Genomic DNA, 6,211 nt, shown 5'->3' on the forward strand with positions numbered 1-6,211 from the left:
AATGATTTTATGACCGTAAATGGTCAGGGGGTCTTATGTCTCAAATTAATGCAAGTGTGAATGAAAAACAGACTAACCGTCGTCAACCATATAATCGTGATTATTGCTGGTTGTTCTCTGAGGACAGCAATGATCGCCTCGAAAAAGTAATTGATATTACCGGAATGGTTGAAACACTTCTTGATGCTAAAGCCGAAATGAAAGTTGACAATATGATCCTTGCAAAGCAAATGGGAAGTCTTTTCTCAATCCTCTATGGAGAACTCAAATCAATCAAGGCTGATTTATATGAACCGGGCGGGATATTTTCACAAAATGATATTCAAAGCGGACTTGAATTAGTCCGGGGATGCAGGACTGGAAGTGTTGTCGATAAAGAAGATACAGACGGGGATCATTAAAACAAAAGCGCCGTAGTGAGCGGCGCTTAATTAATTTACTTAAAAAGGTTACGGCATGAAGAATATCAAAGTATCAGAAATTAGCAAGCAGTCGGCAGGTAAATGGGAGTACATTCTTCAGCGTCTTGGCATAAAAATTCCGGAGGGTGGTAAACATGGCCCCTGTCCTAAATGCGGAGGGAAAGATCGTTTCCGTTTTGATAATAAAGACGGACGCGGAACGTGGTTCTGTAATCGCTGCGGAAATGGTGATGGCATTGATATTGTGAAGCTGGTTTTTGACATTGATACCGTTCCCGCTGCGGCCCGTGTGGCTGAATGCCTGCCGTCCGCACCGGCTATGACTGCCCCCGCCAGAAAAGAAGCTGCAACACAGCCTGCGGCGGTTAACTGGTCTGCACTTCTCAGCCAGTCGGTAACAGGTGAAAGTCCCTATCTGGCAGGCAAAGGACTGGCTGGCCATTCGTCCAGACTGACAACCAGAGAACTGATGGCCGGTGGTGAAAAATACCCGTCTGGCTCTCTTATGCTGCCGGTTAAAAACACGCAGGGGAACATAACCGGGATACAGCTTATCAGCGGTAATGGCGTCAAGAACCTGATGAAAGGGTCTAAATATTCCGGATGTTTTATCCCGGTGAGTGATTTTCCGGAAGGATCGCCCGAAAAAGTCGTTATTGCAGAGGGCTACGGTACGGCTGTTTCCGTTTCGCTGCTCAGTGATGCGTGGCCGCTGGCGGCACTGTCAAAAACCAACCTCAAGGCAGCGGCGGAGGCAGTACGGGAAAAGTGGCCTGAAACGCAGATCATTATTGCCGGTGATAATGATTTTATGGACGGCAAGCCCAATGAAGGGCGGGAAGTGGCAATCAAAGCGGCGCTCGCCGTAAAAGGCTGGGTCAGTATTCCCCCGGGCAGAGCAAAAGCAGACTGGGACGATTACCGGCGTGATTTTGGTATTCAGCGGGCACGGGAAGCCTTTGCAGAAGAAATGTTTAACCCCGGCGACACGGAAACCCGTCTTCCCCCCGGCTTCATGCTGTCGAAAGAATTTCTGTGGTGTGAGCGCACCCGCAATGATGGAGGTGAAAGCGGACAACCACAGCGGATTAAGATTTGCAGCCCGTTGAAAGTGACTGCCATTACCTGCGACGCAGACGGCGGCAATTTCGGACGTCTGCTGGAGTGGGATGATTCCAACGGCTCCCGTCATGAATGGGCCATGCCCATGACGGTACTTGCAGGAGCGGGGCAGGATCTGCGCGAAGTGTTGCTTGAAAATGGTCTGCATTTTATCAGCGTGAATGGTACTGCACGTGGGTTGTTGATGGAGTACGTCGCCACCTGTCGCCCGGTGCGTAAAGTCACCTGCGTGGAGAAAACAGGCTGGTACAGCGGCTCTTACGTACTCAATGGCGAGGTAATTGGTGGAGAAGCCGGTTCGGTTATTTTTCAGGCCGCGCGGTCATCAAAAAATGATTTCAGGGTAAGCGGTGATACCCCCGAGTGGATCGAGCATGTAGGTCGCTACTGCGCCGGAAATTCCCGCCTGGTCTTTTGCGTCAGTCTGGCGTTTGCGGCTCCCCTGCTGACGCTACTGGGGATTGGTGGGGGTGGGTATCATCTCAAAGGTGAATCCACCGATGGTAAAACCACCACAATGAAGGTGGCAGCTTCCGTCTGTGGCGGGCCGGACTACTGGAAAACGTGGCGGGCTACGGGTAACGGGCTGGAGGGGGTTGCACTGCGTCGCAACGATGCCGCACTTATGCTTGATGAGATCAGCGAAGTTGACGGTAAGGAGGCAAGCCGAATCGCCTATATGCTGGGTAACGGTCAGGGTAAGACAAGATCAAGAGTGGACGGAAGCCCGCGCGATCAGGCGCAATGGACGCTTTTGTTTCTTTCCACGGGAGAGGTTTCCATATCCGAACATGCCGCAGAGGCCGGGGAGAGGCGAACCGGTGCAGGTGTCGGGGTCAGGATGGTACAAATCCCCAGCAATACGGGCCAGTTTGGTGCCTTTGAAGAACTGCACGGATTCAGCGGCGGCAAGGCGTTCGCTGAACATCTTGAGCAGGCAAGCAGGCAATATCATGGCGCGGTGTTCCGCGACTGGTTGCGCTGGCTGACCGTCAACCTTAACGCGGTAACGGAGCGGGCCAGGGCTTTACGCAAAAAATATGAGCGAACGCTTCTCCCTGAAAATGCCGGTAATCAGGTGGGTCGTGTGGTTGACCGTTTTGCATTGCTGGCTGTCGCCGGTGAACTGGCTACCGAAGCCGGTATAACCGGATGGGAACCCGGCGAGGCTGAGAGTGCGGCCAGAAAGTGCCTTGATGCATGGATACAGGATCGCGGGCATACAGCCAACCAGGAAGACGCCGACGCGCTGGAAAAAGTACGGCGGTTTATCACAGGTAACCAGTACACCCGTTTTGCTGAATGGGCAGAAGATGAAAAGAACCGCCCTGCAAACATGGTGGGCTTTCGCCGGGTTATCAAAGGGGATAACAGCAAAGAACCCGAAACCACATACTACGTTCTTCCCAGCGGCTGGAAAGAGATCTGCGGTACATCTGATGCAGCCAAAACAGCCCGGCTATGCAGTGAAGCGGGCTGGCTGGATACCGGTGATGAAAAACGTCTCCAGAAAAAGATACGGCTACCGGAGATCGGCTCCAAATGGGTATACGTGTTCAAAAGCGATGTTGTCGGATAAAGCCTGTCACGGGGAAATTACCATGAGTATTAAGAAACTCAGCAACGGCGGGTATGAGGTCGATCTGTATCCACGCGGACGAAACGGTAAGCGTATTCGCAGGCGGTTCGGTAGGAAGCAGGAGGCGGTACTTTTCGAACGTTACGTGCTGGTGAACGCCGATAAAAAGGAATGGCTGGGTGCCAGCGTGGATCGCCGAACCTTAAGCGAACTGCTGAATATCTGGTGGTTGCTGCACGGGCAGGCGCAGGCAAACGGTGAGACTGAAAAGCGCCACCTGGTGAAAACCATTCAGGCGCTGGGCGATCCTGCTGTTAACCGGCTGAACAAGCGCCTTATTGCACAGCATCGCGCCCGGCGACTGGAGGAAGGGATCAGCGCCGCGACGATCAACCGTGACATATACCGCCTGTCGGGCATGTTCAGCACGCTCATCCGGCTGGATGAGTTCATGAAAGAAAACCCCTGCAAGGGACTGGAGCCGCTGAAAGAAGCGCCGGTCGCCATGACCTACCTTACCAAAGCAGATATCGGCCGGTTGCTGGCAATACTTGATGGTGATGAACGGCGCGTAGCCCTTTTATGCCTGAGTACAGGTGCCCGCTGGGGTGAAGCCAGTACGCTGCGGGGCGAACAGGTAAATCACGGGCGCGTGACGTTCCTCAAAACGAAAAACGGGAAAATGCGGACGGTTCCGGTATCGGAAGCACTTGAGGAAGAGATTAAAACCTGTGACACAGGGCCACTGTTCAGCGTCGATTATGAACGCTTTTGTGAGCGACTCAGACAGGCTAAACCCGATCTACCCCGTGGACAGACAACGCATGTGCTGCGTCACACGTTTGCTAGCTGGTTCATGATGAACGGCGGCAACATTATCGCATTACAGCAAATTCTTGGACATGCCAGTATTCAGCAAACGATGGTCTATGCGCATCTTTCCCCCGATTACCTGCAACATGCGGTCTCGCTTAATCCTCTCTGCGGCGGCATAACGATCTGACCACCTGCAGCATTGCCAGAATCGACAATGCCCGATACCGGCCACCACGGTTATTTGTGATCGTGCTGGCCATTTCTGCCGGGCGCTCATTGATAGGCTTACCCTTCCAGAATGAAAGCATATCGCGCGAGTCTTATATTTTGGTGGGAACACTGGGAACAGTGGGAACACAATTGATTCAAAAGACTTTTTTCTGTTCCCACTGTCTGCACCCATGTGGGAACAGTGGGAACAGTGGGAACAGTGGGAACATATTTATAATCAATAAGTTAAAATGCGACTGGTATATTTGTTCCCACTGGTTAATGTCGGTGGGAACAGAAATACTCTATATATATCAACGTTGTTCCCGGTGTTCCCGGTGTTCCCACTGTCTGGAGGCATATAGCAATAAAAACAGCAAAACAGGGGGTAAAATGATGCCTTGTGATAGTAAAAGGCTATCAATATAAAATGAATCTTATCTCTGGCGGGCAAAAGGAGGCCATATGACACGAAAGTATTGTCTGACGTTATCGACGCAGAAAGCGGATAAGCGCCGCAAAATTGAGGATAACTGGTTCCACGAATGCAGGACAAAGAAGATCCCCTTTGTCACTGTTTACCAGAAAGCTGTTAATTCGGATATTCATCATGATTACATCAACCTGCCCGCTGATCTGGATGATGTTTTTTCCGGTGCTGACGGTGACAGCCTTGCAGACGACATTATTTCGCTGTTTCACCGGTTTTATGTTCAGACACCGGGCAGCGCAATGTCAGTAAAAACCAGCAGTGATGTAACATGGTTTCACGACGTTCCTAATGGCATTGCTCCCACACTTGCAGAAGAACTTTTCGACCTTATTTCACTACGTATCAGCCCCGAACAATGACAGCTTCACGGCGAAGGAACGCCATTCCCTTCACTGACGTTTTATCCTTTTTGAGGTGAAAAACGCCCACTGCAAAATCACCGCACAAATCTGCACGGTAATGCACAATTTTTTTGATGGTACTTTTGCCACTCCAGCCCAGACGGGGCGCGGCCTGCCGTGATCTGCAAGTTTGCACAAAAAGACGGGGGTTTTGTGTGCGGGCGAGGCGGGGGAACAAGCGCGCGCTGAGAGGTGAGACAGGATAGCGTATCCTGATTATTCTCCGGCTCGCTGTGATGCATTTTATAGGTGGGGAATGCAGGAAGATGGATAATAAAAACACCTCTCAGCGTGGCTCTGAGAGGCTTATATTGCATCTGGTGGTTGATCACATCTTTTTGTGTTGAGGCATCAATTTTTTTGAGGGAAGTGGCAACCCGTCAGATCAAATCGTGAAAGATTTCTGGGCAGAGTTGCACCTTATGAGTGTGTGTGGCTGGATGTGTAATACACCCGCCCGTAAGGACTGGGCGGGGTTATGTTCGATGTTTCCGGCAGGAATCGATCTCAGGAATGGTTATTCGCCCGATCCCTTTAGCCAGCAGACCCGCACCGGCCAGTTCGATCAGACAGCGGCAATAACTCGCACCACTTCTCTTACTCATCGCCACTATGTACTGATCCAGTTCATTGGGGATCCGCAGTGATTTCAGTACCGACCTGTTATTTCTGGGTAATGTGGGCATGGTTCCTCCTTTGGCCTGTCTGCATTATCTGCGCAAACCTCCCGGGCAGAATGATGCTTATGGGTGTAGTACACCCCTGACAACCTGAACGATGCGACTGGCTTTATTTTTCCTGCAATCATTTTCCCATCGCAATAATTACAAGGTGCAGGACGATGACACAAAGCAACATGCAGGCATTACTCGCGGGTTACCAGCAGCAGAAAGAACTATTTGACCGTGCCTATAGGTCTCTTTCGGACGAAGAGAAGGTGCTTGCCAACCTGGGCGAGACAAAGCGGAAAATAGAATCAGAATCAGAAGCAAACGCAGGCCAGACAGCCGGAGAGTGGGGGCTTGCACTGCTCAGGAACGGTGGCGTTGAAAGCGCGGAAACTGATGGTGCTGCATTGTCAGCAGCGCAAGTGATGGTGAAGCTTCAAAAAATTCAGGAACTGAATCGCCACGGGTTTAACAGACACCTCGGAGTCATTTAAGATGAC

Annotated in this window: 6 protein-coding genes; 5 read left to right on the plus strand and 1 reads right to left on the minus strand. The window is 51.3% G+C overall.

The genetic code is table 11. The features are described 5' to 3' along the window. The first annotated feature begins 35 nt into the window (after window positions 1–35). From AB1287_RS15170 to AB1287_RS15185, 4 genes are all read left to right on the plus strand, one after another. Entirely contained in the window at window positions 36–401 is a 366-nt protein-coding gene (locus AB1287_RS15170) for a hypothetical protein (RefSeq protein ID WP_435618296.1), read from the plus strand. Window positions 402–456: 55 nt separating this feature from the next. Further along, the gene (locus tag AB1287_RS15175) at window positions 457–3,123 is read left to right on the plus strand and encodes a DUF927 domain-containing protein (protein ID WP_435618297.1); all 2,667 of its coding nucleotides are present in this window, start codon (window positions 457–459) and stop codon (window positions 3,121–3,123) included. A gap of 22 nt (window positions 3,124–3,145) precedes the next feature. Further along, window positions 3,146–4,126, plus strand: coding sequence for a phage integrase (locus tag AB1287_RS15180; protein ID WP_435618304.1), 981 nt, complete (start codon window positions 3,146–3,148; stop codon window positions 4,124–4,126). 488 nt (window positions 4,127–4,614) lie between these two features. Then, the gene (locus tag AB1287_RS15185; protein WP_435618298.1) at window positions 4,615–5,001 is read left to right on the plus strand and encodes a hypothetical protein; all 387 of its coding nucleotides are present in this window, start codon (window positions 4,615–4,617) and stop codon (window positions 4,999–5,001) included. A gap of 518 nt (window positions 5,002–5,519) precedes the next feature. Here the strand turns inward: AB1287_RS15185 and AB1287_RS15190 are convergent. Continuing rightward, a complete protein-coding gene (locus AB1287_RS15190; protein ID WP_435618299.1) occupies window positions 5,520–5,729 on the minus strand; it encodes a hypothetical protein in 210 nt (69 codons plus the stop codon). 155 nt (window positions 5,730–5,884) lie between these two features. Here AB1287_RS15190 and AB1287_RS15195 point away from each other — a divergent pair, with 155 nt between their 5' ends. Continuing rightward, window positions 5,885–6,205, plus strand: a complete 321-nt coding sequence (locus tag AB1287_RS15195) for a hypothetical protein (RefSeq protein ID WP_435618300.1) — start codon at window positions 5,885–5,887, stop codon at window positions 6,203–6,205. The last annotated feature ends 6 nt before the right edge of the window (window positions 6,206–6,211 follow it).

It is taken from the genome of Scandinavium sp. UTDF21-P1B (assembly GCF_040750395.1).
In the GTDB taxonomy this organism is placed as follows: Bacteria; Pseudomonadota; Gammaproteobacteria; order Enterobacterales; family Enterobacteriaceae; genus Scandinavium.

Excerpts from the sequence above, each read along its gene's own strand:
- AB1287_RS15170 (WP_435618296.1), top strand. The coding sequence starts at position 36 with ATGTCTCAAATTAATGCAAGTGTGAATGAAAAACAGACTAACCGTCGT.
- AB1287_RS15175 (WP_435618297.1), top strand. The coding sequence starts at position 457 with ATGAAGAATATCAAAGTATCAGAAATTAGCAAGCAGTCGGCAGGTAAA.
- AB1287_RS15180 (WP_435618304.1), top strand. The coding sequence starts at position 3,146 with ATGAGTATTAAGAAACTCAGCAACGGCGGGTATGAGGTCGATCTGTAT.
- AB1287_RS15185 (WP_435618298.1), top strand. The coding sequence starts at position 4,615 with ATGACACGAAAGTATTGTCTGACGTTATCGACGCAGAAAGCGGATAAG.
- AB1287_RS15190 (WP_435618299.1), bottom strand. The coding sequence starts at position 5,729 with ATGCCCACATTACCCAGAAATAACAGGTCGGTACTGAAATCACTGCGG.
- AB1287_RS15195 (WP_435618300.1), top strand. The coding sequence starts at position 5,885 with ATGACACAAAGCAACATGCAGGCATTACTCGCGGGTTACCAGCAGCAG.